This window comes from Mesorhizobium sp. B2-5-7, assembly GCF_006440875.1.
Classification (GTDB): Bacteria; Pseudomonadota; Alphaproteobacteria; order Rhizobiales; family Rhizobiaceae; genus Mesorhizobium; species Mesorhizobium australicum.
Genome location: NZ_VFUO01000002.1, coordinates 479,372 through 499,230, shown reverse-complemented (window position 1 = coordinate 499,230; position 19,859 = coordinate 479,372). Strand labels below are relative to the sequence as shown.

General features: G+C 63.1%; 17 protein-coding genes. 10 read left to right on the top strand and 7 right to left on the bottom strand.

Annotated elements, in window-relative coordinates; translation table 11 throughout:
- Window positions 1-76: 76 nt before the first annotated feature.
- A complete protein-coding gene (locus FJ543_RS09890; protein ID WP_140874886.1) occupies window positions 77-1,408 on the top strand; it encodes an efflux RND transporter periplasmic adaptor subunit in 1,332 nt (443 codons plus the stop codon).
- Window positions 1,405-4,488, top strand: a complete 3,084-nt coding sequence (locus tag FJ543_RS09885) for an efflux RND transporter permease subunit (protein WP_015315432.1) — start codon at window positions 1,405-1,407, stop codon at window positions 4,486-4,488. Before FJ543_RS09890 ends, FJ543_RS09885 begins: the two co-directional genes overlap by 4 nt.
- A 104-nt stretch (window positions 4,489-4,592) precedes the next feature.
- Here the strand turns inward: FJ543_RS09885 and FJ543_RS09880 are convergent, their stop codons facing one another.
- Window positions 4,593-5,048 carry a L,D-transpeptidase gene (locus FJ543_RS09880; RefSeq protein WP_015315431.1) on the bottom strand — a complete coding sequence of 152 codons (456 nt, stop codon included), beginning with the start codon at window positions 5,046-5,048 and terminating at the stop codon, window positions 4,593-4,595.
- 175 nt (window positions 5,049-5,223) lie between these two features.
- Between FJ543_RS09880 and FJ543_RS31810 the strand changes: the two genes are divergently transcribed.
- Together FJ543_RS31810 and FJ543_RS09870 are read left to right on the top strand one after the other, a co-directional pair.
- On the top strand, window positions 5,224-5,502 hold the full coding sequence (locus FJ543_RS31810; protein WP_224622345.1) for a hypothetical protein: 279 nt from the start codon (window positions 5,224-5,226) through the stop codon (window positions 5,500-5,502).
- Between the two features lie 257 nt (window positions 5,503-5,759).
- Window positions 5,760-5,927 (top strand): hypothetical protein, encoded by a 168-nt coding sequence (locus FJ543_RS09870; RefSeq protein ID WP_015315429.1) that lies wholly within the window; start codon window positions 5,760-5,762, stop codon window positions 5,925-5,927.
- Between the two features lie 73 nt (window positions 5,928-6,000).
- Here FJ543_RS09870 and FJ543_RS09865 read toward each other — a convergent pair whose 3' ends face one another.
- Window positions 6,001-6,702: a response regulator transcription factor gene (locus FJ543_RS09865; RefSeq protein ID WP_140874884.1), complete on the bottom strand. Its 702-nt coding sequence runs from the start codon at window positions 6,700-6,702 to the stop codon at window positions 6,001-6,003.
- A 93-nt stretch (window positions 6,703-6,795) separates the two neighbouring features.
- On the opposite strand from FJ543_RS09865, the gene FJ543_RS09860 reads away from it, so the two are divergent.
- Window positions 6,796-7,521 (top strand): response regulator transcription factor, encoded by a 726-nt coding sequence (locus FJ543_RS09860; protein WP_041163307.1) that lies wholly within the window; start codon window positions 6,796-6,798, stop codon window positions 7,519-7,521.
- A 76-nt stretch (window positions 7,522-7,597) separates the two neighbouring features.
- Window positions 7,598-9,685, top strand: coding sequence for a PAS domain S-box protein (locus FJ543_RS09855; protein ID WP_181173952.1), 2,088 nt, complete (start codon window positions 7,598-7,600; stop codon window positions 9,683-9,685).
- 129 nt (window positions 9,686-9,814) lie between these two features.
- On the opposite strand, the gene FJ543_RS09850 is transcribed toward FJ543_RS09855, so the two are convergent.
- Entirely contained in the window at window positions 9,815-10,222 is a 408-nt protein-coding gene (locus FJ543_RS09850; protein WP_140712743.1) for a hypothetical protein, read from the bottom strand.
- Window positions 10,223-10,635: 413 nt separating this feature from the next.
- Between FJ543_RS09850 and FJ543_RS09845 the strand changes: the two genes are divergently transcribed.
- A complete protein-coding gene (locus tag FJ543_RS09845; protein WP_140616752.1) occupies window positions 10,636-11,838 on the top strand; it encodes an aromatic ring-hydroxylating dioxygenase subunit alpha in 1,203 nt (400 codons plus the stop codon).
- 112 nt (window positions 11,839-11,950) lie between these two features.
- On the opposite strand, the gene FJ543_RS09840 is transcribed toward FJ543_RS09845, so the two are convergent.
- A complete protein-coding gene (locus FJ543_RS09840; RefSeq protein ID WP_140874882.1) occupies window positions 11,951-13,369 on the bottom strand; it encodes an aminotransferase in 1,419 nt (472 codons plus the stop codon).
- A 268-nt stretch (window positions 13,370-13,637) separates the two neighbouring features.
- Here FJ543_RS09840 and FJ543_RS09835 point away from each other — a divergent pair, with 268 nt between their 5' ends.
- The 3 genes from FJ543_RS09835 to FJ543_RS09825 are packed head-to-tail and all read left to right on the top strand — an operon-like array spanning window position 13,638 to window position 16,499.
- Window positions 13,638-14,555 (top strand): ABC transporter permease, encoded by a 918-nt coding sequence (locus tag FJ543_RS09835; RefSeq protein WP_140712737.1) that lies wholly within the window; start codon window positions 13,638-13,640, stop codon window positions 14,553-14,555.
- Window positions 14,552-15,373 carry an ABC transporter permease gene (locus FJ543_RS09830; protein WP_015315421.1) on the top strand — a complete coding sequence of 274 codons (822 nt, stop codon included), beginning with the start codon at window positions 14,552-14,554 and terminating at the stop codon, window positions 15,371-15,373. The genes FJ543_RS09835 and FJ543_RS09830 overlap by 4 nt, the downstream gene beginning before the upstream one ends.
- Before the next feature lie 52 nt (window positions 15,374-15,425).
- A complete protein-coding gene (locus tag FJ543_RS09825; RefSeq protein ID WP_140874881.1) occupies window positions 15,426-16,499 on the top strand; it encodes an ABC transporter ATP-binding protein in 1,074 nt (357 codons plus the stop codon).
- On the opposite strand, the gene FJ543_RS09820 is transcribed toward FJ543_RS09825, so the two are convergent.
- The 3 genes from FJ543_RS09820 to betI are packed head-to-tail and all read right to left on the bottom strand — an operon-like array spanning window position 16,463 to window position 19,608.
- Window positions 16,463-17,773 carry a flavin monoamine oxidase family protein gene (locus tag FJ543_RS09820; protein WP_140822445.1) on the bottom strand — a complete coding sequence of 437 codons (1,311 nt, stop codon included), beginning with the start codon at window positions 17,771-17,773 and terminating at the stop codon, window positions 16,463-16,465. The genes FJ543_RS09825 and FJ543_RS09820 overlap by 37 nt on opposite strands.
- Complete coding sequence (locus tag FJ543_RS09815) at window positions 17,770-18,852, bottom strand: ABC transporter substrate-binding protein (protein ID WP_140616746.1); 1,083 nt, start codon at window positions 18,850-18,852, stop codon at window positions 17,770-17,772. The genes FJ543_RS09820 and FJ543_RS09815 overlap by 4 nt, the downstream gene beginning before the upstream one ends.
- A 42-nt stretch (window positions 18,853-18,894) precedes the next feature.
- The gene (gene betI, locus FJ543_RS09810) at window positions 18,895-19,608 is read right to left on the bottom strand and encodes a transcriptional regulator BetI (protein ID WP_140662953.1); all 714 of its coding nucleotides are present in this window, start codon (window positions 19,606-19,608) and stop codon (window positions 18,895-18,897) included.
- Window positions 19,609-19,859: the final 251 nt, after the last annotated feature.

Sequence of the window (19,859 nt, the reverse complement as noted above, 5' to 3'; positions counted from 1 at the left end):
TTGAAATCGGGACCCGCAGTCGATATGTGTCCCGATGTCCGCGCTTCGCGCCGGATTTTCGACTGAGGGGACTTCCTTGTTCAAGCGCATACTCCGTGTCTTTATCGTTATTGTGGTCCTTGCCGTGCTCGTTATCGTGGTCGGCGGGATCGTCGGTTTCAACTTCCTGCGCGACAACGGCATCAAGCAGTATTTCGCCACCATGAAGCCGCCGGCGGCGACCGTGTCGACCACCATCGCCAAGCCGTCGAACTGGACACCGGGCGTCGAGGCGATCGGTACGGTGCGGGCCGTGCGCGGTGTCGACCTGACGGTCGAGACCGCCGGCATCGTCAAGGAAATCCCCTTCCATGCCAACCAGAAGGTGGCGGCCAACGCAGTGCTGCTGCAACTCGACGACGCCGTCGAGCGCGCTGATCTCGATGCGCAGAAGGCGCAGGCGGCACTCGATCAGACCACGCTGACCCGCGCCGTCGAACTGACAAAGCGTGGTGTTGGCTCCGACTCGACGCTGGACACGGCGCGTGCGGCGGCGTCCGCTTCGGCGTCCCAGGTGACCAGGCTGCAGGCCGTGCTCGACCAGAAGCAGCTTACCGCACCTTTCGCCGGCACGGTCGGCATTCCGAGGATCGACCTCGGCCAGTATCTGGCACCCGGCACCGCGGTGGTGACGCTGCAGGACCTCGACACGATGCGGGTCGACTTCTCGGTTCCCGAACAGCAGCTGCCGCTGCTCAAGATTGGCCAGACGGTCCGCCTGGGCCTTGGCGGCAGCGACGACATGCCCTTTGCCGGCGCCATTCGCGGCATCGACCCCAAGATCGACCCCTCCAGCCGGCTGGTGAACATCCGGGCGGAAGTTGCCAATCCCGAAGGTAAATTGACCCCAGGTCAGTTCGTGCAGGTGCGTGTCGAACTGCCCGAGGAGCAGAACGTGCTGTCACTGCCGCAGACGGCACTGACCACCAGCCTCTATGGCGACTACATATTCGTGGTGCAGCCGGCGAAGCCCGCCGGGGCAGCCCCGGCGCAGCCAGCCAAGCCGGACGAAAAGCCGGCGGCGGCCACTGACAAGCCTGCGGATGCCAAGGCGGCAGACGCCAAGCCGGCAGACGCCATGAAACCCGCCGCCGATGCCATGAAGCCGGCCGCCGACGCAGCCAAGCCAGCAGCGGCCGATCCGGCCAAGCCGGCGGCGGAAGGCGACAAACCGGCGCTTGTGCTGTCACAGGTCTTCGTCAAGCCGGGCCGCCGCAATCAAGGCATGGTCGAGATCGTCGAAGGGCTGAAGGCCGGCGACGAGGTCGTCACCGCGGGCCAGAACCGCCTCTTCAACGGCATGACCGTCAACGTCGACAACACGATCGACCCGACCAAATCGGCGAACAAGCAGGCCGACCAGCAATGAGCTTTTCCGATCTCTTCATCCGCCGGCCCGTCCTTTCGACGGTTCTTGCCTGCATGATCCTGCTGCTCGGTTTCCAGGGCATATTCAACCTGTCGATCCGGCAGTATCCGAAGGTCGACGAGACCGCGATCACAATCACGACAGCCTATCCGGGCGCCAGCGCCGATCTGATCCAGGGCTTCATTTCCGCCCCGATCGCGCGCGCCGTCGCCTCGACCGAGAACATCGACTACGTCACCTCGTCCAGCCGTCCCTCCTCCAGCACCGTGACGGTGCAGATGAAGCTCGGTTCCAACCCAGACGTCGCGTTGACCGAAGTGCTGTCCAAGGTCCAGGGCGTACGCGGCACCTTGCCGGACGCCTCCAAGGACCCGGTCATCGTCAAGGGTACGGGTCAGCAGTTCGCGATGATGTACATCTCGATGCAGAATCCGAACATGACCAAGGAGCAGCTGACCGAGTATATCGAGCGCGTCATCAGGCCCCGCATGTCGACGGTCGAAGGCGTCGCCGACGTGCAGATCTTCGGCGCCCAGGAATACTCGATGCGCGTCTGGATCGACCCGGTCAGGCTTGCCGCGCGCGGCGTGACGGCGGCCGAAGTGCTGGCGGCGATCAACAATTCCAACTTCCTGTCGGCGCCCGGCAACACCCAGAACGAATATGTCGTCTCGTCGATCACCGTGCGCTCGACGCTGCAGACACCGGAAGCCTTCGCCGCACTGCCATTGCGCTCGACCGACGGCAATGTCGTGCGCCTGCGCGACGTCGCCCGCGTCGAACTGGCCGCCGCGAACACCGACACCAGGGTTTCCTTCAACGGCAAGCCCGGCACCTTCCTCGCCATCTTCCCGACCCCGGCAGCCAATCCGCTGACCACGGCGGCGGCACTCACCAAGCTGGTCCCGCAGATTCAGGAGACGCTGCCGAAGGGCATGACGATCGAAGTCGTCTACGACGCGACCGGACAGATCAGCGCCTCGATCGACGAGGTGTTCAAGACCATCGGCGAGGCGGTCGCCATCGTCGTCGTCGTCATCCTCCTCTTCCTCGGTTCGTTCCGCTCGGTGCTGATGCCGATCATCACCATCCCGCTGTCGCTGATCGGCGTCTGCTTCCTTTTGTTCGCGGTAGGCTATTCGATCAACCTTCTGTCGCTGCTGGCAATGGTGCTGGCGATCGGCCTTGTCGTCGACGACGCCATCGTGGTGGTGGAAAATATCCACCGCCACATGGAAGAGGATCACATGCCGCCCATGCAGGCGGCCTTCAGCGGCATGCGCGAGATCGCGTCGGCCATCGTCGCCATGACCATGACGCTGGCCGCCGTGTTCGCGCCGCTGGCCTTCACCGGCGGCCTGACCGGCGCCCTGTTCCGCGAATTCGCGGTGACGCTCGCCGGATCGGTGGTGCTGTCTGGCATCATTGCCATCACCATAACGCCGATGATGTCGGCGCGCCTTCTGAAGCCCGGCAATGCCGGCCGTTTCCAGCGCATCGTCGACGGCACTTTCGCGCGCGTCGAGCATGTCTATGAGCGCGCCGTCACCGGATCTCTTAACTATCGCCCGCTGACGCTGCTCATCGTGCTGGCGCTTGTCGGCGTGACTGGGTTCATGTTCACCAAAACCTCGACGGAACTGGCGCCGGAAGAGGATCAGGGCTTCCTGCTCTCGCTGGTGACGGGGCCGCGCTATGCGACCTCCGATTACACCGAGACTTACGTCAATCAGATCCTGGGCCTGGTGAAGGACATTCCCGAGACCCGGGCGCAGTTCTCGGCCGTCGCCTTTGGCGGCACGACCAACAGCGCCTTCGTCGGTTTTGCCTTCAAGGATTGGGCGGAGCGGAAGCGCAATTCGAAGGAGCTGCAGGCCGACATCACGGCTCGTATCGCCAAGGTGGCGGGTGTCCAGGCCTTCGTCTTCGCGCCGCCGACTCTGCCGGGCTCCGGCGGCGGCTTGCCGATTTCCATGGTGGTGCGCTCGACCGGCGATTCCGCTCAGGTCTACGAGGAAGCCGAGAAAATCAAGAACAAGGCGCAGGCCTCGGGCCGCTTCATCGTCGTGCAGAATTCGATGGCCTATGACGCACCGCAGGTGACGGTGACCATCGATCGCGACCGCGCCGCCGCCCTCAACCTGCCGATCGCCGATATCGGCCGGACGCTGACGCTGCTGGTCGGCGGTGCCGAAGTGGCGCAATTCGACCGCGACTCCAACTCCTACGACATCATCCCGCAGGTGCCGCAGGAATTCCGCGACAACCCTGAAAAGCTCGGCGAATACTTCGTGCGCAGCGTGACGGGAGAGATGGTGCCGTTGTCGGCCGTGGTGACGATTTCGAACAATGCGTCGCCGGCGGCGATCGAGCAGTTCAACCAGCTGAATTCGTCGACGATCTCGGCGCTGCCGCTGCCCGGCGTCACCACGGGCGACGGTTTGAAAGTGCTTGAGGACATCGCCAGGGAGAGCCTGCCCGACACTTTCTTCATCGATTATTCCGGCCAGTCCCGGCAGGAGAAGGAACAGGGCAACACGATCCTGATCGCTTTCGGCGCGGCCGTCATCGTCATCTACCTTGTGCTGGCGGCGCAGTTCGAAAGCTTCCGCGATCCGCTGATCATCATGATGGCGGTGCCACTGTCGATCTTCGGCGCGATCGTGCCGCTCAATCTGGGCCTCGGCACGCTCAACATCTATACCCAGGTCGGATTGATCACGCTGATCGGACTGATCACCAAGCACGGCATCCTGCTGGTCGAATTCGCCAACCAGCAGCGAGAACTGCATGGCATGCGGCGGCGTGACGCCATCATCGCCTCGGCCAAGGTGCGCCTGCGGCCGATCCTGATGACGACGGCGGCGATGGCGCTGGGCGTGGTGCCGCTGATCGTTTCCAGCGGCGCCGGTGCCGCGGCCCGCTATTCGATGGGCCTGGTCATCTTCACCGGCATTCTGGTCGGCACCATGTTCACACTGTTCGTCGTGCCGATGTTCTATACTTTCATCGCCAGCAAGGACCTGCCGCATCTGGCGGAAAAGCCGGATCCCAAGCTGATGCCGGCGCTGCCGAGCTGAGGCACGGGGCGCAAGACACAAAAAGAGGCCCGGGATTTCTCCGGCCTTTTTTTGGCGATCGCTCCAGCAACTCCGGCACATGGCCGAATGCGGCGACCTTCCTGCTACTTGACGATGACGATGCTGGTGTTGGCCGCTCCGAACGTCTCGACGAGCTGGTAGAAATCGGCGGCGTTGTCCGGGTGCAGCCGTACGCAGCCATGCGAGGCGGGCTGGCCGAGGCGCTTGATGGCATAGGTGGCGTGGACCGCGTAGCCGCCGCTGAAAAACACCGAATGTGGCATCGGCGCGTTGTCGTATTTCTTCGAATACCACATCTCATGCATGCGCGTCGGCTTGAACGAGCCGGTCGGCGTCACGTGCGCCCTGTCGCCAGTGGAAACCTTCCAGGCGAAAGTCGGCCGGCCGTCGACCGAGACTTCCATGACCTGCTGCGACAGCGAAACGCGGGCAACGATGCTGTTGGCGGCATGGGCGGCGTTGGCGCCGAACAGAAGCGCACTGCCCATGAGCGCGGCGGCGGTGATGTTGATGAACTTCGCGGAAATGGCGGTGTGCATGATGTCCCCTCTCTCTGCCGGTCCGGCCGGCTCCAATTCGATGAGGCGGCTTATCCCAGCGGCATGTTTCGGAAAGACTTCGCTAAATGCTCGTTTGTGTTTCGAATTTGTTTCCACTGGTTAACAGGACAATCACCCTGTTTGATGGCGCTCCATTCCGGACACGGGGCCAAGGATGAAGGACACAGGCATTCACCCTGAAACGAAAGTTCGAGTTGCCTCCTACACGAAAGAGTTTGTCTCAATCCGAAACCAATCTGCAACAAAGTGCGGTTTTGGGCGGCATGATCCGGATACCGACCGGATGCAAAAGTTGACGCAACGAAAGCAGACGGCAACGACCAAGGGAACGAAAACGAACATACGCTCCTGGCTATCCAGGATCAGCATCACGGCGGCGGCTGTCGGCGGCGGCACCATTGCCGGCGGCCCCGTGCGCGGCTGGCGGCGATGAGTTCGAGCGACATTTCGACCCTGCACGTCGCCCTGTTTGCGCCACGGTCTGGATCGTTTCCAGCCTGCGCATCGCCCAGTTGAAGGCCCTCTGGCGGGTTGGCCTTCGGCTGCTGGCATTGCGCGGCCCCTCCGGCAACTTGCTGCCGAGAGGACCGAAGGCCCGCGCCGCGACGGGGGGCTCCGTGGGCGGCGCGGGCACTTCGGGAGTTCCTGAAGCGACCCGCTACACAGTCATCTTTTTGGGGAATTCAGATCATGAAGACAAAATTCGCGGCTTCCGTGCTTTCCGCACTGCTCTATGCGCAGGGCCTGCTCGGCTTTGCCGCACTCGCCAGCGTGCTGCTCAAGGAACGCGCTCACGCAAGCGAGTTCGCCGTCGGCGGCGAAATGGCCTCGGGCCCGTCATTGCTGGTGGTGCGCTGAACCTCGCGGGCATCGGCGCGGGAAAATGGAAAGTCCGATGCTCATCCGACGAACCAGCAGGAAAACACAGCCGTCAGTCGGCGAATTGCCGTGGCGGATCGAACCTGTAGCCGGCGCCGCGTATGGTGGTGATGGTCTCGGTGTCGAGCTTGCGGCGCAGTCGCACGATGCGCGAGTCGATCGAGCGATCGAAGGCGTCGGCATTCTCGGCCGGTGCGGCTGCGATAATGTCGTCCCGCGTCAGTACCTTGCGCGGGCTCGCCAGGAACAGCCTGAGGAGCGCCACCTGGCCGGGCGAGAGCTGCTCCTGCGTACCGGAGCGATGCATGACCATCGCCGATCTCAGGTCGACGGTTGCGTTCTCCAGCACGATCAGCTCCTGGGTACCCCTGCCGCGCCGCGAAAGCAGGCCACCGACACGCGCGGCGAGTTCCCTGACATTGAGCGGACTTTCGACGACGTCGGCGGCGCCGAGCTCGAGCGCCAACACCTTGTCGAGGAGATCGGCCGGCCGGCATATCAGGATGAAATCCGGTCCATGCTCCCCACCCCCAGTTTGGCCGCCAAAACGCCTGAGCAGATCCCGCCCTTCCGCCTGGCTGAGGCTGTCCCCGACGACGACAACGTCGATGCCGCCGCCCGCCAGCAGCGATTCCGCCTCCCAAGGCTGCCGCGCCCGGCGCACGTCGTGGCCGCGCCGCTCGAGATGGTCGGCAAGCTCGCTCGCGACGACCTCGGCGACGGAAACAAGCGCAATGACGGCTCGTGCGGCCATGTTTTCCAACCGTTCCCTGGCAACCGGATATGAGTGCTGGACATCATGTTTATACCCAATCTACTTTCCACTGAAAGTGGGAGCGAGAGCATCGTGCGGGCAAGAATTGTCATCGTCGAGGATGAGCCCGACCTCAGGGACGCGGTCGCCGAATATCTCGGCGCCGCCGGCTATGATGTTTCGACCGCTGAAACCGCGGCCGCCGCGCGCGGCCTGATCGAGACGCAGTCCTTCCATCTGGCTATCCTCGACATCGCCATGCCGGGCGAGGATGGCTTGTCGCTCGGCCGCTGGCTGCGCTCGAAAATGCCGATCGGCATCATCTATGCGACCGCTGCCGGCACCGCGCTCGACCGCATCGTCGGACTGGAACTCGGCGCCGACGACTATATCGTCAAGCCGTATGAACTGCGCGAGGTGCTGGCCAGGGTGCGCAGCGTGCTGCGCCGTGTTCCCCAGCCGACGGAGCCGCGGGACAGGAAAGCCAGCACGGATCGCCGCTCCGTCGCTTTCGGCCCCTTCCAGGCCGATCTCGACGGGAGGATGGTCACCGGCGCCAACGGCACGGTGATCGACATGGCCAAGAGCGAATTCGACGTGCTGGAGGTTTTCCTGACCCGCGCCAACCGGCTGCTGACCAGGGCTGCGATCTCCGAGGCGATCGGCTTCACCGAGGATCCGGAATCGTCGCGCGCCGTCGATATCCGCATCATGCGCCTGCGCAAGAAGATCGAGACGGACCCGGCCAACCCGAAATTCCTGCGCACGGTGCGTGGCGAAGGCTATATTTTCTCGCTGCCGGCCGGCGACGGCAGCTGAGCGTCAGACCGAGGAAGTCCGCTCCGCAGCCGTTGCCAGCCGATCGATTGGCGTGACTCTGGACTAATGGCTGACAATGATGGGCGACACGGCAAGCACGGACATGCAGGGTTTCAGGCAGGGCGCGGCGATGGCCGCCGTGCGTGTCGTGCGCCGGCTGCGCGAGGCCGGCGACTGGCAGCGCGAAATGGACGGCATACTGGAGACGCTATGCCACGCCATGGAGTGCCAGCGCGGCATCCTGTTCCGCCTGCGCGAATTGCCCGGCCAGGGTTTCGCCCAGTCGGTCGCTGCCTACTGGATCGATCCTGACTTCGGCGGCGAACTGGCCTCACCGACCGTCATCATGCAGTCAATCGTCAATTCGGATCCGCTGCTTGAGCGGCTGGCCGAGGATGAGCGGCAGGGCAAGATTTTCGCCGGCCATACGCGCGACCTCGAAGGATTCCTGAGGGCCGATTTCGAGAAGCAGAACATCAAGTCGTTCCTGTCGGTGTCGGTCTTCGCGCACGGCCATTTGTGGGGGACGCTGGCCGTCAATGACTGCGTCGAAGAGCGGGAATGGACCGACGAGGAGGAGGCGACGCTGCACATCATCGCCCTCGCCATAGGCGACGCCATCGAACACTCCCCCTCGGACGCCCATGCCAGCGAAGTGATCCGCCGCACCATGCTGCAGGCCTCGCTCGACGCCATTATCGTCATCGACGAGGCCGGGTCGATCATCGAATTCAATCCGGCCGCCGAGAAGATGTTCGGCTTCCTGCGCAGCGATATCCTCGGCAAGGACCTGCTCGACACGGTCGTTCCTGAATATTACCGCAAGGGCTATGCCTCGGGCGCCGACTACATGTCCGGCCGCGGCGCCCCGATGGTCGGCCAGCGACTCGAGACCGTGACGCAGAATGCCGCCGGCGAGGTGTTTCCGATCGAACTGACGGCGACCGAGATGCGGGTCGCCGACCGCCGCCTGATCTTTGGCTCGATCCGCGACCTGCGCGACAGGCTGCGGGCAGAGGAAGAGATCAACCGGCAGCGCGAGAAGCTGCACCAGAACGAGAAGATGGCGGCGATGGGCTCGCTGCTTGCCGGCGTCTCGCACGAACTCAACAATCCGCTGGCCGTCGTCGTGGCCCAGTCGACGCTGCTGCATGAATTCGCCTCGGATCCGCAGACCAAGGTCCGGGCCGAAAAGGTTCGTGCCGCCGCCGAGCGCTGCGGGCGCATCGTCAAAAGCTTCCTGTCGATGGTCCGCCTCCATCCGGCGGCGCAGGCCGAGACCGATCTCAACCAGGTGATCCGCGCCGCTCTCGAAGTGACCGCCTACGGCGCGCGATCGAGCGGCATCGTCATCGATACCGATTTCGCGCCGGGTCCGCTGCTCGCCATGGCCGATGCCGACCACGTGACACAGGTGGCGGCCAATTTCCTCATCAACAGCCAGCATGCCCTGGCCGGCGTCGCCGGCGACCGCCTGATCAAGGTGCGGAGCTTCCGCAGCGATCGGGGCAATCCCGGCTTCTCGGTCGAGGACAACGGGCCCGGCATTCCCGAAGCCATCCGTTCGCGCATTTTCGAATCCTATTTCACCACCAAGCCGGTCGGCGTCGGCACCGGCATTGGCCTGTCGATCTCGAAATCGATCATCGAACGGCACAACGGCAATGTCTGGTTCGAGGAGGTGTTGCCGAGAGGCGCGCGTTTCGTCGTCCAGTTGCCGGCGATCTCGGCGGGCATCGCCGCCGCCGGCGAAAGCCAGCCGCGATCGAGCGGCCTGCGCCATGCGCTGATCATCGATGACGAGCCTGACGTCGCCGGTTCCCTGTCCGATATTCTCGAACTGATGGGCATCAAGTCGCGGATCGCGCCGCTCTGGGAATCGGGCGCCGCCACCTTGGGTGGCCACATGCCCCCCGATATCGTCTTTTCGGATCTGCGCATGCCCGGCATATCAGGCATTTCGATCTACCGCGAACTGCTCGCCGAACGGCCCGACCTGGCGCAGCGTTTCGTGCTCGTCACCGGCGACCTGATCGGCGCGAAGGCGGAAGTCGAAGCCTTGCCGGCGCAGCAGCGGCCACAGATCCTCGAAAAACCGTTCAGCACGCTGGATGTACGCAGCGTGCTTTCGACCATCGCCGAGCAGGCCGCGTTGAAAGCATAAAAAAGGCTCCCGGCCGACATCGCGGCGGGAGCCGAAGCGAGCGCGAGAAGCGCTCGGGGAGGTAGGGCATGATCCCCAAACGGGAACCGGTTTCGGGATCATGCCCCGGCAGAAACGCAGAGGCAGAAATCAGAAGATGTTGGGCGTGCTGGTCAGCGGCGCGGCGTTGGCGATCATGCGGATCGCGCGGGTCTTGTGCGTTCCGGACTCCTCGGCAATGGCGCGCAGGCAATCCACGCTCTCGGCGCCCCAGGCCTGCCCCCTGCAGGCGAAATCGATTGTCGGCATAGGCAGGCGGGCGGTCGTGGTCGTGGTCGGCGCGCCTTCGATGACGTTGGCGGGCGGGTTCAACGAAGCGAAGGCTGGGCCGACCGTCGGCGTGAACGCCATGCCGGCGAAGGCGCAAGCAGCCAGCGCCATGAACATTCCCATCGGGTGGTCGCTGGCGCGCTGGCGAAGGGCCAGCTTCGGGCGGCGGCCAGCGCGCTCTGGAGCTTGAAAGCGGTTGCCGCTGGTGATCTGGACTTTCGCATGCATCATCATCCCCTTCGTTGATTTTCTTTTTGCGATTAAACGAATTTAATCGCGCCTTGTAACGGTGCAAAGGTGACGAGAGCTTGGCAATGTAACCGGATTGAAACATCGATACGGGCAAAACCGGGCAGGGTCGGTCATTGGCTGTTTTGGCCCGGGGGGTGGCGGTTGCAAGACGTGCACGACCGGTAGCCGCGTGAACGATTGGCGGCGCGAGCCAGCGATCGGGGGCAGTTACGGAACTCTGGCTAAGATCCGGATTTTCCGGGGTTTTCGAAGCCCGCAACGGCGCGGGATTCCCATGGAACCAGCGCCGACATTTTCGCTGCGGAACAGTCACATTTCCACAAGCCATTGCATTTCAATGCAAAATATGATTATATTGAATGCATATTCAATAAAAGAAGAGACGTTTTATGAACCCGCACCTCCGTGACGTGGCAATCCCGAACGATTGGGACCGGCGGGGACTGCCGGGCTGGAGCTACCATTCCGACGCCCTTCTCGAACTGGAGAAGGAGCATGTGTTCCGCAATCATTGGCAAATCGTCGGGCATGTCTGCGACATCCCTGACGCCGGCGATTACCTCACCATGGATGTCATTGGCGAACGCGCCCTGATCGTGCGCGGCAAGGACGGCGTGGTACGCGGTTTCAACAACATGTGCCGCCATCGCGGCAGCCGCGTCGTCGCCGACAGCCAGGGCAATTGCAAGAACGCGCTGATCTGTCCGTTTCACGGCTGGGTCTACAATCTCGACGGCACGCTGCGCGGCGCCGCCCGCCCGCGCTCCTTCCCCGACCTCGACAAGACCGAGTTCGGCCTGATGCCGCTCGACCTCGAAATCTGGATGGGCTTCATCTTCATCCGCTTCCGCAATGGCGGGCCACAGCCCTCCGTCGCCGAGCTGCTGAGGCCAATCGAACCCGAATTCGCGCATTACAAGGCCGCCGACATGGTGCCTTCCTGGGGCATTTGGACCCAGAAGACGCCGGTCAACTGGAAGTCGGTGCGCGACGTCGACAATGAAGGCTATCATGTCGCCATGGCGCATCCGGCCTTGCAGGATCTCTATGGCGCCACCTATTTCGACGAGCCCTTCGTCAACGGCGTCTCACGCTCCTTCGCCACCTACAACCCGCATGCCGGCCGCCGCTGGAGCGTGAAGAACTACGTCAAGATCGCGCCGGAGCCGACGCATCTGCCTGACCATCTCAGGAAGGCCTGGGTCTATTACGGCATCTTCCCCAACGCCGTTCTGTCGGTGATGCCGGAATCAGTGCAGTTCTATCAGGAGTTCCCGCTGTCGACGGGTGAGACGCTGCTGCGCGGCGCCATCTATCGCTACCGCGACGAGAGCCGAGAGCAGGCCGCCGCCCGCTACCTCTCCTTCCGCATCGATCGCGACACCATGTCGGAAGATGTGCAGCTCTCGGTCTGGTCGAACGAATCCATGCTGTCCGAGGCTTTCGAGGGCTTTTATCTCTCCGACCTCGAATATGGCGTGCGCACCCACCACGACCACCTGCGCCAGCAGGTTCCGGTGCTCGGCCTGGAAACAGCGCCGGAAGAAAAGGACATGTGGAATTTGAACGACGCGCTGCGGAGCCGGGCGTAACAACCCTGCTGATTGGCGAAGCCGCCGATGACAGCGCCCCTCTCCCCGTCAGCGCTGCTCCTCATCCGCCTTCGAGCACCTTCTCCCCGTAAAAACGGGGAGAAGGAGAAACTCACCCCTGCCACACACCCTCTTTCCTGAGATCTTCCATCGTGCGTGAAATACCCTCGCGCAGGATGCCGACCATGTCGTCGATCTGCTCGCGCGTGATGACGAGCGGCGGCGACATAACGCACATGTTGATCAGCGGCCGCACCAGCAGGCCAAGCTCGTGGCAGTGGGCGTCGATGCGTTTGCCGACATCCTTGTCGAGCTGCAGCGGATCCTTGCTTTCGCGATCGGCGACGCATTCGACACAGCCCATCAGCCCGACGCCGCGCACTTCGCCGACCAGCGGCAGCTCTTCCAGCGTCTTCAATTGCGCCTGGAAATAGGGCGCGACCGCCTGCGTGTGAGCAAGCACGCTCTCTTCCAGCAGGTCGAGATTCTTCAAGGCCACGGCACAGCCGACCGGATGGCTGGTGTAGGTCAGGCCATGGCCGAACATCGCGTCGGGATGGTTGGAACGGCGTAATTCCTCCAGCAGCCGCTCCGAGATGATGACGCCGCCAAGCGGGAAATAACCCGAGGTGACGCCCTTCGCGAAAGTGATCATGTCGGGGTCGATGCCGAACACGTCGCCCGAGGCAAAGACATGGCCCAGACGTCCGAAGCCCGTCACCACCTCGTCGGAGATATAAAGAATATCCTTGGCGCGGCAGATCTCGCGGATGCGCCTGAGGTAGCCGTCCGGCGGAATGATGACGCCACCGGACGCCTGTATGGGTTCGCCGACGAACGCGCCTATTCTGTCGGCGCCGACACGCGCGACCGTGTCGCGGAACTGGTCGACAAGGAAATCGGTGAAGGCGGCGATGCTCATGCCTTTCGGCCGGCGGAACGGGTCGGGGGAGGCGAGCTTGACCACCAGTTCGTCGGCGCCATCCATCCAGTCGCGGTCGCGCGGGCGGCCGTTGAGCGAGGCCGAGAGATAGGTTGAGCCATGATAGGCGCCGCCACGGCTTAGGATCAGCTTCTTTTCCGGCCGGCCGCGCACATTGTTGTAAAACTGCATGAAGCGCAGCGCCGTCTCGACCGCCGAGGAACCGCCCGTGGTGTAGAAGACGTGGCTGAGGTCGCCTGGGGCATGGCCGGCGATGCGCTTGGCAAGCTCCGCCGACGGCGCGTTCATCGTGTACCAGGGCGTGTTGTAGGACAGCGCCATCGCCTGGTCGTACATCACCTTGGCGAGTTCCTCGCGACGATGCCCGACATTGACGCACCACATGCCGGCCGGGCCGTCGATCAGCCGCTTGCCGGTGCTGTCGGTAATGTAGATGCCATCGCCCTCGCCGATCAGCGCGCGCGCCTCCGAACCGACGGAGCCGGCGTAGGGCCAGGGCTGGATGAGATGACGCCTGGCCAGCTCGACCGCATCGTCGCCGCCAGAACCAGCCGTTTCGCGTGCCTTCAGATCCCTCACAGCCGCCATTATCGCCTCCACATCATCCCCGAATTTTCCGGGCATCAATCCGGTTCGCCACGGCCGAAATCGCCGCCCCGCTCGCATGATTTTGAATGTCCGTTCAATCAATATTGCAGAATTAGCGCTTGATTTCAATCCGCGGATGCGCGCATGATGAAAGAAAGCCGGCAAGGGGAACAATAGCCGGCGCCAGCCCAATGGGATGCCGTATGGCGGGACAGTCCAGGCCAGCAATCGAGATCACACCCGGAGCCCGTCCCCCCGGAGTCTGGCAATGACGGTGGCTGCGGAAGGGTCGCCCCCGTTGGGCCTGACGCGGGCCAGACGAAATGCCCTTCTGCAATCCGAGCCTGTACAAGGCTTTGCCCTGATCAGCCCGACCTTTCTCTACGCTCTCATCCTTCTGGTCCTGCCGATCCTGGTGGTCATCGCCCATTCCTTCTGGACGCAGCACTACCTGACCATCGACCGCACCTTCACGCTGGAAAACTATCGCGTCGCACTGACCGAGCCGATCTACCGCGATCTGTTGTGGCGCTCGCTCTACATCTCGCTGACGGTCAGCCTGTTCACCGTCGTCCTCGCCTACCCGATCGCCTATTTCATTTCCTTCCATGGCGGCCGTCACAAGAGCCTGTGGCTGTTCCTCATAACCATCCCGTTCTGGACCAGCTATCTCTTGCGCGTGATGTCGTGGAAGGTCATCCTGGGCTATAACGGCGTCTTGAATTCCGGCCTGATGGGTCTGGGCATCATCGACGAACCGTCGACCGCCCTGCTCTACAATTCGAGCGCCGTCATCATCACGCTCACCCATGCCTGGGCGGCCTTCGCCATCCTGCCGATTTTCGTGTCCCTGGAGAAGGTCGACCGCACGCTGGTCGAAGCGGCCACCGACCTTGGCGATGGACCCTTCCGGTCGTTCCTGCGCGTGACCTTGCCGCTGTCGGCGCCAGGCATCATTTCCGCGGCGCTGATCGTCATGATCCCGACTGTCGGCGACTATGTCACGCCAAAGCTCGTCGGCGGCAAGGATGGCGTCATGATCGCCAATGCCATCCAAGCGCAGTTCGGCAAAGCCGCCAACTGGCCGCTCGGTGCCGCACTTTCCGTCACCACCATGCTGATCGTCTCTCTGATGGCCGGCGGCACGGTGCTGATCATCCGCGGCTTGCAAAGGATGGCGCGATGAAGGCGCGGCGCTTCCTGCCGGGCGGCTGGCTGTCGGCCTATGCGTTCCTCTATATCGTCTTCCTCTATCTGCCCGTCATCTTCCTGCCGATCTTCTCGGTCAACACGGCGGCGACGCCGAAATTCCCGCTGACCGGCTTCACCCTGCAATGGTACGAAGACCTGCCGCGCACGCCGGCGCTGCTCGATGCCGCCTGGAACAGCCTGATCGTCGGCGTCTCGGCAGCCATCCTCTCCACCGTACTCGGCATCCTCGCCGCGCGCTCGATCACCCGCTACCGCTATCCCGGCCGCCGCGCCATCAACGGTCTGATCATGGCCCCGCTTGTGCTGCCCGAAGTGATCGTCGCCATCTCGATGCTGCTGGTGATGCTGCAGTTGGGCCTCAGTCTTTCGCTGTTCACCGTCGTGCTCGGCCACGTCCTGGTCTGCATTCCCTATTCGATGACGGTGCTGACTTCCGGCTTCGAGGGTTTCGACCGCAGCCTCGAGGAAGCCTCCGCCGATCTCGGCGAAAGCGCCTTCGGCACTTTCCGGCGCGTGACGCTGCCGATGGTGGCGCCGGCGATCATTTCCAGCCTGCTGGTCTGCTTCACCATCTCGCTGGACGAATTCATCATCGCCTTCTTCCTCACCGGCACCGAGGCGACGCTGCCGATCTACATCTGGGGCCAGTTGCGTTTCGCCTCGAAACTGCCTGGTGTGCTGGCGCTGGGCACGCTGCTTTTGGTTGCCTCTTTCCTGTTGATGACAATTGCTGAAATCCTGCGTCGCCGCGCGGCCAGACGCACCCAGAACGAGGGAGGCCTCTATGCCTGAGCAGCCGCGGATCGAGCGCCCTCACGCGGACAGGATCCAATCCGAAAGATCGATGATCGAGATCCGCAATGTCACCCGCAGCTATGGGGCGTTCAAGGCGCTGGACGACGCCTCCCTGACCATCAGGGAAGGCGAGTTCTTCTCGCTGCTCGGCCCGTCGGGCTGCGGCAAGACCACGCTTTTGCGCATGATCGCCGGCTTCGACAATCCGACCAGCGGCTCGATCGCGGTTGGCGGCCAGCCCATGGAAGGCATACCGGCCAATCGCCGGCCGACAAACATGGTGTTCCAGAGCTACGCGATCTTCCCGCACCTCAATGTCGAGCAGAACGTCGCCTACGGACTGAAGCGGTTGAAGCTGCAGGGTGGCGAAGAGAAGCGCCGGGTCGAGGAGGCGCTGGCGCAGGTCTCGCTCACCGGCCTCGGCAAGCGGCTTGCCACCGAGCTTTCCGGCGGCCAGCGGCAGCGTGTGGCGCTCGCCCGCGCCCTGGTGATGCAACCTAAGGTGCTTTTGCTCGACGAGCCGCTGTCGGCGCTCGACAAGAAGCTGCGCGAGCAGATGCAGGTCGAACTGCGCCGCCTGCAGCAGGCCGTCGGCATTACCTTCGTCCTGGTCACCCACGATCAGTATGAAGCGCTCGCAATGTCCGACCGCATCGCCGTGATGTTCGGCGGCAAGATCGCGCAGGTCGCCTCCCCGAAGGAAATCTACCAGCGCCCGGTAAACCGCCAGGTCGCCGACTTCCTTGGCGGCATGAATTTCGTCAAGGCCGAGATCGTCGAGGAGAACGGCGCCTCGCTGATCGTCGACACGCTGGGTTTCGGCCGTATCAAGACCGACAAGCCGAAGGCTTTCGTGCGCAATGGCGGCGGCGCGACGCTCGGCATCCGACCGGAGCGCCTGCGCGTGCTGTGGGACAATGCGACGGCCAAGTTCGAGGTCGCCGGCAAGGTGGTGGAACGCCACTATTTCGGCGAGATCACCCATCTGATCGTCGAAATCCCTGGCCTGGAGAAGCCGCTCTCGGTGACCGAGACCAACGATTTCGGCGCCGATGATATTCCAGTCGGCACCTCGATTCGCCTCGCCTATGATCCGGAAGCGCTGGTCGCGATGGCCGACTGAACTCCGGCGATGATCCTGCGCGCCGCGATACGCCCGGCCACGATCGCGCCCTCGACATAGCCCGGGAATGACGGCGACAATTCCGACGACGCGAAATGCATCGGCGGTGCGCCGGCAAGAATGGTGGCCTCGGCATCCCTGGCCGACACATCGACGATTAGGTCGCTATAGGCACCGCCGCTCCAGCGATCATGCGTCCAGTCACGGCGGCTGAAATCGAGAACATCCGCCGCCTCCGGACCCAGCGCCTCCACAAGCTTCGTCGTCACCTGTGTCCGCAGATCCGACTCGCCGAGTTCGTGCCAGCGCAGCGCCAGCGGTCCGCCAACGAAGACGACAAGCGCCGCATGATCGGGATCCCTGCTGGCGTCGCAGGCAAACAGCCCCGGCAGATCGCGCCACATCATCATCCCGCTCAAATCCCGCTCGCGCCAAAATGGCTTGGGATAGCGCACCAGGACCTTGATCACCGCGCCGCTTTCCCAGGCGCCGAGCGCCGCTTCCAGGGCTGCCGGCAAGGCGGGCGTAAAATCGAGCTTCGCGGCTGTCGCCGGCGGCACGGCGACCAGAACTTCTCGCGCTTCGATCACGCTATTGCTCGAGACGACACGAACCCCTGGCGGACCGTATTCGATGCGGGTGACAGGTTCGCCGAGCCTCACCCGGTCGCCGAGGTCCTCCGCCAGATCATCGGCCAACGACTGCATGGTCTCGCGCAGGGAATATTGCAGCTCCGGCACCTCATTGGTGATACGCCGGTCATTGTCGATCAGATACCAGAGCGGCACCTTCTCCAATGCCAGGCACCACAGGCCCTCGATCATCGACCGGAAGGCCGCCTTGGCCTCGCCCACGTCATCCTGCTGCTCCAGCCACTCGGCAACGGTCAATCCCGCAATGGCGGGATCGTTGGGCTCGATGCTGTTCATGCGTTCGCGGATAGCCATCGAGGCGTGATAGGTCCGCTCGGCCCGACCGACCGACATTGACGGGCAAGTGATGAAATCGCCCTCAACATAAGTCTCGACGAAGGTCTTGCCGCGAGCCTGGGCCAGTTCCATCAGCTGCGGCATGTCCTCGCACAGGAACTGGCCGCCGCTATCGATGCGCTCGCCAAGCCCGTTCCACATGGCCTCGACCCGCCCGCCGACGCGGTCGCGTGCCTCGAGCAGCAGGAAGCCGACGCCGGCCCTCTTCAGCTCGAGCGCCGCCGACAGCCCGGTGAAGCCGGCGCCGACGATGACGACGTCGGTTCTTTCTGTCTTGTCGTTCAATAGCCAGCCTTGATCTTCTCGAACTCGGCGATCATCTTGAGCTTGAGATCTGACGGGAGCGGCTGCTGGAACAGCGTCTTGTCGACGAATTTCTGCACGTCGTCATAGCCCTTTTCCTTCAGGATGGCCTGATCGACGCCGGCCATGCCCTTGGCGTTGGCCTGGCCGTAGCCCCAGTCCTTGACCAGCACCTTGGCGGTCTCCGGATCGTTGACCGCGTTGAGATAGTCATAAGCCTTGTCGGTATTGCCGGGCGCATCCTTGAACAGCACGTAGCCGCACACCCAGGTCGAGATGCCTTCCGCCGTGTCCTTCTTAGACTTGATCGGCACGCCGGCAGCGACCGACTGTACGGTCGCATCGTTCCAGGCCCAGGCGAGATCGACTTCGCCACCGCTCAGAAGCTGGACGACGTCGGTGGTATCAGTCCAGTAGGAGCGCACGTTCTTGTGCACCTGGCGCAGGAAGTCGGAGGCCTGCTTGAACTGGTCGTCGGTCATCTTGGTCCAGTCCTTCAGGCCGATGGCGAGGCTCGCCAGCGCATAGGCATCGTCGACATTGTCGCCGATCGAAACGCGGCCCTTGAACTTCGGATCGGCGAACGCCTTCAGCGACTGCACGTCCTTCTCGTCGATCTTGGAGGAGTTGTAAGTGAGCTGCGTGTTGCCCCAGTCCCAAGGCATGAACCAGGCTTTCCCGTCCTCGGTCGTGGCGAGATTTTTCATCGCCATGATGCCGGGATTGAGGTCTTTCCAGCCCGTGATCTTCGAGGTATCGAGCGGTTGCAGCAGGCCCGCCTCGCGCCACTTCGTCACGCTCTGCGAGCAGGGATGGCCAAGGTCGGCCTTGAAGCCGGAACGGACCTTTTCGAACGCCTCGTCCTCGTCGCCGAAGAAGGCAAAGGTCGGCGAATCGCCGTTCTTCTCGACATATTTCGGGTGGAAGCTCGGATCCTCATAGCCTGACCAGTCGAACACGATCAGATCCTTGTCGGCCGCGATCGCCAGCGCCGCGGCCGAAGCCGCCAGTGTTCCCGCCAGCGCGAGCGTCAGCGTCAGGCGCCTTGTCAGTGTCTTCATTGCTGTTCCATCCTCTGCGGTTTCTTATGGTTTCGTCTCTTCTTATGATCTCGTTGGGCTGGCGGCCTTCAGCGGGTAGTGTTTCGGAAAAGCCGCCGACAGGAATTCATTGGCCGCCTGCAAGGAGGTCTCCCGCGTGGTGTCCTCGGTTCCCATCATCAACCGCAGCCACAAGCCTTCCAGCATGGCGCTGAGCGCCAGCGCCATGACCTGCGGCTCATAGGCGTAGCCGCCGCTCTGTTTCAGAGCCGCGCACAGGTCGATGAATATATTCTGGTAAACGGCATCCCGCGCGCTGCTCAGCGCCTGGTAGGTCGGCCGCGACTTGGCCTCTCCCCAGAAGGCGCACCATGCGGCAAGCTTGCGCTTGTTGCAGATGGAGCGGTCGAAATCGGCCGCGACGAGAACCTGGAGTTGACGCGCGGGATCGTCTCCTGCCTTTTGCAAGGCATTGCGCCAGTGCGCGGAATACTCGTCGTACATATATTGCAGCGTCGCGACGAGCAGCTTTTCCTTGCTCTCGAAATGGAAATTGACGATGCCGCGCGACAGGCCGGCGCCGTCGGCGACATCGGCCATCGTCGTTTCCGAATAGCCGCGCTTGGCGAGCGAATCGATCGTCGCCTCGATGAGCTGAAGCTGCCTGACCTCCTTGGAGGCCTTGCGCCCGCGCTTCTCGGATTCGGCTTTCCGCGCCGGTTCAAGAAGCGCGTCCCTGGCGTCTGCCGTTTTCATGCGTGTGATGGTCTCCAGCATCGCCGGCTATCCCTTTGCATCCGGCTTCCACCCGCGAAGATGAGTGGGACGGTGCTCGCACTGTCAAGCACCTTCTGCATGGCCTCCCAGCCCATGATGGCGGCCACGTCATATTCCGGGGTGACGTCTGCCATTTCAATCATCAGCCTCGGTTCCCAATGGACGGATTACTGGGTTCGAACGTCGGCAAAGCGTAACTCATGTCCGGAAAAACGCAATATCATTTGTTGAACATTCATTCAGTATGGCTG

Bases quoted from the DNA above. Each gene is read 5' to 3' on its own strand.
- FJ543_RS09885 (WP_015315432.1), top strand. From the start codon at position 1,405: ATGAGCTTTTCCGATCTCTTCATCCGCCGGCCCGTCCTTTCGACGGTT.
- FJ543_RS09880 (WP_015315431.1), bottom strand. From the start codon at position 5,048: ATGCACACCGCCATTTCCGCGAAGTTCATCAACATCACCGCCGCCGCG.
- FJ543_RS31810 (WP_224622345.1), top strand. From the start codon at position 5,224: ATGAAGGACACAGGCATTCACCCTGAAACGAAAGTTCGAGTTGCCTCC.
- FJ543_RS09870 (WP_015315429.1), top strand. From the start codon at position 5,760: ATGAAGACAAAATTCGCGGCTTCCGTGCTTTCCGCACTGCTCTATGCG.
- FJ543_RS09865 (WP_140874884.1), bottom strand. From the start codon at position 6,702: ATGGCCGCACGAGCCGTCATTGCGCTTGTTTCCGTCGCCGAGGTCGTC.
- FJ543_RS09855 (WP_181173952.1), top strand. From the start codon at position 7,598: ATGATGGGCGACACGGCAAGCACGGACATGCAGGGTTTCAGGCAGGGC.
- FJ543_RS09850 (WP_140712743.1), bottom strand. From the start codon at position 10,222: ATGCATGCGAAAGTCCAGATCACCAGCGGCAACCGCTTTCAAGCTCCA.
- FJ543_RS09845 (WP_140616752.1), top strand. From the start codon at position 10,636: ATGAACCCGCACCTCCGTGACGTGGCAATCCCGAACGATTGGGACCGG.
- FJ543_RS09840 (WP_140874882.1), bottom strand. From the start codon at position 13,369: ATGGCGGCTGTGAGGGATCTGAAGGCACGCGAAACGGCTGGTTCTGGC.
- FJ543_RS09835 (WP_140712737.1), top strand. From the start codon at position 13,638: ATGACGGTGGCTGCGGAAGGGTCGCCCCCGTTGGGCCTGACGCGGGCC.
- FJ543_RS09830 (WP_015315421.1), top strand. From the start codon at position 14,552: ATGAAGGCGCGGCGCTTCCTGCCGGGCGGCTGGCTGTCGGCCTATGCG.
- FJ543_RS09825 (WP_140874881.1), top strand. From the start codon at position 15,426: ATGATCGAGATCCGCAATGTCACCCGCAGCTATGGGGCGTTCAAGGCG.
- FJ543_RS09815 (WP_140616746.1), bottom strand. From the start codon at position 18,852: ATGAAGACACTGACAAGGCGCCTGACGCTGACGCTCGCGCTGGCGGGA.
- betI (WP_140662953.1), bottom strand. From the start codon at position 19,608: ATGCTGGAGACCATCACACGCATGAAAACGGCAGACGCCAGGGACGCG.